Source organism: Azospirillum sp. UFLA03-27 (genome assembly GCF_059803775.1).
Genome location: NZ_JAUQTX010000403.1, coordinates 1 through 3,498, shown reverse-complemented (window position 1 = coordinate 3,498; position 3,498 = coordinate 1). Strand labels below are relative to the sequence as shown.

3 protein-coding genes and 1 pseudogene are annotated in these 3,498 nt (G+C 68.7%); all 4 read right to left on the bottom strand.

Annotated elements, in window-relative coordinates:
- Positions 1-32 precede the first annotated feature (32 nt).
- Positions 33-725: pseudogene (locus Q4I23_RS31480) on the bottom strand (ribose-phosphate pyrophosphokinase); the annotation flags it as partial.
- Between the two features lie 199 nt (positions 726-924).
- On the bottom strand, positions 925-1,377 hold the full coding sequence (locus tag Q4I23_RS31475; protein WP_454020924.1) for a bacteriohemerythrin: 453 nt from the start codon (positions 1,375-1,377) through the stop codon (positions 925-927).
- A 119-nt stretch (positions 1,378-1,496) separates the two neighbouring features.
- Entirely contained in the window at positions 1,497-2,264 is a 768-nt protein-coding gene (pgeF, locus tag Q4I23_RS31470) for a peptidoglycan editing factor PgeF (RefSeq protein WP_454020925.1), read from the bottom strand.
- A gap of 46 nt (positions 2,265-2,310) precedes the next feature.
- On the bottom strand, positions 2,311-3,399 hold the full coding sequence (locus Q4I23_RS31465; RefSeq protein WP_498528823.1) for a class I SAM-dependent methyltransferase: 1,089 nt from the start codon (positions 3,397-3,399) through the stop codon (positions 2,311-2,313).
- Positions 3,400-3,498 lie beyond the last annotated feature (99 nt).

Genomic DNA, 3,498 nt, shown 5'->3' with positions numbered 1-3,498 from the left:
GCGTATAATCGTCGGCAGCGTCAGATGTGTATAAGAGACAGGTTGCACAGCGTGCCGCCCGAATCCACGATGTCGTCGAGCAGGATGCAGCGACGGTTCTTGACGTCGCCGATGATGTTCATCACCTCCGACACGCCGGCGCGCTCACGCCGCTTGTCGATGATGGCGAGATCGGCGTCCAGCCGCTTGGCCAGCGAGCGGGCGCGCACCACGCCGCCGACGTCGGGCGACACCATCGTCACCTCGCCGATGTCCTCGAAGGTCGCGCGGATGTCCTTCTCGAACACCGGGGCGGCCATCAGGTTGTCGGTCGGGATGTCGAAGAAGCCCTGGATCTGGCCCGCATGCAGGTCCATGGTCAGCACGCGGTTGGCGCCGGCCTGGGTGATCAGGTTGGCGACCAGCTTGGCCGAGATCGGCGTGCGCGGGCCGGTCTTGCGATCCTGGCGCGCATAGCCGTAGTAGGGGAGGACCGCCGTGATGCGCCGGGCCGACCCGCGACGCAGGGCGTCGATGGTGACCAGCAGCTCCATCAGGTTGTCGTTGGCCGGGAACGACGTCGACTGGACCACGAACACGTCTTCGCCGCGCACGTTCTCCAGGATTTCGACGAACACCTCCATGTCCGAAAAACGGCGGATGCTCGCTTTGGTCAGCGGCACGCCGAGACAGGTGGAGATGGCCTCGGCCAGCGGACGGTTGCTGTTGCCGGCAAGCACCTTCATCGCAGTCGGCTCTCTCTGCAGGGAATAGGTTCCGGTGCGCCCGTCAGTCCCTTGCCGACGCCGCCCCTTGAAAACGCGGCGGACCATAACAAAGGGGCGCACCTATGTAAACGTTCCATGACGGGCGGTTCAAGACGCCGCAGCCAGCCGGCCCTGCGATTCCCGCATGGCGCAAGCGTGGCGGCAGGACGCTTGCGCATCACCGCACAGCGAACTTCGCAAGGTGCGATTTCATGGGCAGGTCGGCCTTCACGAAATGGTCGAAGAACCAGAATTGCAGAAGCTCGTCCGCCTTGGCCTTCACATAGCCGTACTCGAAGGCCGACTCCTCGGCGTCCACCTGTCCGATGATGTCGTCCAGCAGGGTGGCCAGCCTGCGGTGCTGCGCCCGGTGCTCCTCCAGATGCGGGTAGCGCATCGAGGCCTGGACCCGCTCCTCCCGCAGGAAGTGGCGGACCGAGACGCGGCGCAGCTCGCTCAGCAGGGCCAGCGCCGGCTTGCGCCCGGATTCCTCGCCCGGCAGGGCGACGAAGCGGCGGATCAGCTCGTGCTGCATCCGGTGGTCGGCGTCCAACCCGCCGTTGTCGAGCACCATCCGCGCGCTGCGCCAATCGCCCCGATGCGTGTCGTCCCGGTGCGCGTCCATCGTCATGCCGGCGTCTCCCTCTCCGGAATGCCCTCACCCTTGAGAATCGATCTTACCTGAAATAGGTCGTATCGCAATCAGTCAGAGGTAAGAACAAATTTCGGGTGGGAACTTTTCTGTCGTGTTCAGCCCTGAAGGACGATGGCCGACAGGCCGCGCCCATAGTCCTTCTCGCCGCGCAGACAGGACCGGCGGTAGCTGAAGAAGCGGTCCTCCTCGACCACCGTGTCGTTGGGGCAGCGCTGGATGATCTCCACCCCGGTGTCGCCCAGGCGGCGGGTGATGTAGCCGGCCAGATCGAACAGGAAATGATCCGGGCGGCGGGCCGGCGCGAAGTAATCGCGGTTGCGCGGGTCCTCATCCAGGAAGGAGGCGGGGAATTCCGGCCCGACCTCGTAGGAGCGCTGGGCGATGCAGGGGCCGATGGCGGCGACGATGCGGTTGCGCTTGGCGCCCAACTCCTCCATCCGCGCGATGGTCGCCTCCAGAACGCCGCCCTTGGCGCCCTTCCAGCCGGCATGGGCGGCGCCGATGACGCGGGCCTTCTCGTCGGCGAACAGCACCGGGGCGCAGTCGGCGGTCAGGATGCCCAGCGCGATCCCCGGACGGTCGGTCGCCATCGCATCGGCGTGCGGCGCCTGATCGGGCGTCCAGGGCTCGGTCACGGCGACGCAGGTCGGGCTGTGCACCTGATAGCAGGTGACGAGCCGCTCCGGCGGAACGTCCATGCGGGCGGCGGCGCGCGCGCGGTTCTCCGCCACGGCGGCGGGCGCGTCCCCGGAGCCGAAGCCGACGTTCAGCGAGGCGTACAGCCCCGTCGACACGCCGCCGGTGCGGGTGAAGAAGGCGTGTCGGATGTGGGTGATGTCGTTCAGCGCGCCAAGCGTAATCACGAACCCGTCCCTTTGCTGTCGCGGTCTCTTGTTCGGATGCCAGTGTCTAGGATGCCAGATCCGGGCTTTCGAAGCCCGCCGGTGAGCCCAGGCCGGGGGAGGCGAGGGCCATCGCCTTGAAGAGGGTGCCCATTTGGTCGGGCGCGATCAAGCGGGCCAGTGCGGAGTCGATGTCCGCGGCCTGCTTCGCCGTGGCGTTGCGCTTCAGCGCGGCGGCGCGCGGCTGGATGCCCAGCCGGACCAGCCAGTCGCCCTGGTCCACCGGGCCGAAGCTCTCCGCTCCACCCTCGCGCGCCGCGGCGGCGATGGCGGCGAAATCCACATGGGCGGTCAGGTCGGCCTCGCCCGGCGCGTCCAGCACGGGGGCGTAGGCGTGGCGGCGCAGCGCCTGGAGCGTGTCGCCGACCGCCGGCCCGCCGCGGTAGCCGTAGTCGATCACCAGCGCCGCGCCGGGGTGGGCGGCCAGACGCTCCCCGATCAGGCGGGCCACCGCCTGGGACGCCGGGGAGACCTCGACCACGCTGCCCTCCGGCGCGTCGCGCAGGGCCGTCGGGATCAGACGGGCGCCGGCGCTGCCGAAGGCCTCCAGGACGAAGCGGAAGCGGGGCGTGTCGGCAGTCATATCGGCGGATGCGGCGGGGTCGATGTCGATCAGCCGCTCGAACCAGCCGTGGTTGGTCTTCTGAACCTGACGGATGGGCAGGGCGTCGAAGAACTCGTTGGCGAGGATCAGGGTCGGGCCTTCGGGCACGTCCTCCAGCCGGTCGTGCCAAGCGACCGGAAGGCCGGCCAGGGTTTCCTTCTGGCGGGCGCGCAGCGTCGGGCTGGTCTCGACGAGATGGAGCTGGGCGGCCTCGCGGAAGGCGGGGACGAGCGCGGCGGCGCGCAGGGCGTCCTGCATCAGCGTGCCGCGGCCCGGCCCCAGCTCCACCAGATGGACGGGGGCCGGGCCGCCCAGCCGCGCCCAGGTGTCGACGCACCACAGCCCGGCCAGCTCGCCGAACATCTGGCTGATTTCCGGGGCGGTGGTGAAGTCGCCGGACACGCCGAAGGGGTCCTGGCGCATGTAGTAGCCGAAGCGCGGATGCCCCAGCGCCTCCGCCATGAAGGCGGCAACCGACAGCGGCCCGTCCATCATGATGCGGCGGGCGAGGTGGTGGGCGAGGCTGTCCGGGGCGGCATCACTCATGACGCTGTCTCTTATACACATCTGACGCTGCCGACGATTATACGC

What these genes read in the sequence shown, in the direction of transcription:
- Q4I23_RS31465 (WP_498528823.1), bottom strand. Translation starts at nt 3,399, where the DNA reads ATGGACGGGCCGCTGTCGGTTGCCGCCTTCATGGCGGAGGCGCTGGGG.
- Q4I23_RS31475 (WP_454020924.1), bottom strand. Translation starts at nt 1,377, where the DNA reads ATGACGATGGACGCGCACCGGGACGACACGCATCGGGGCGATTGGCGC.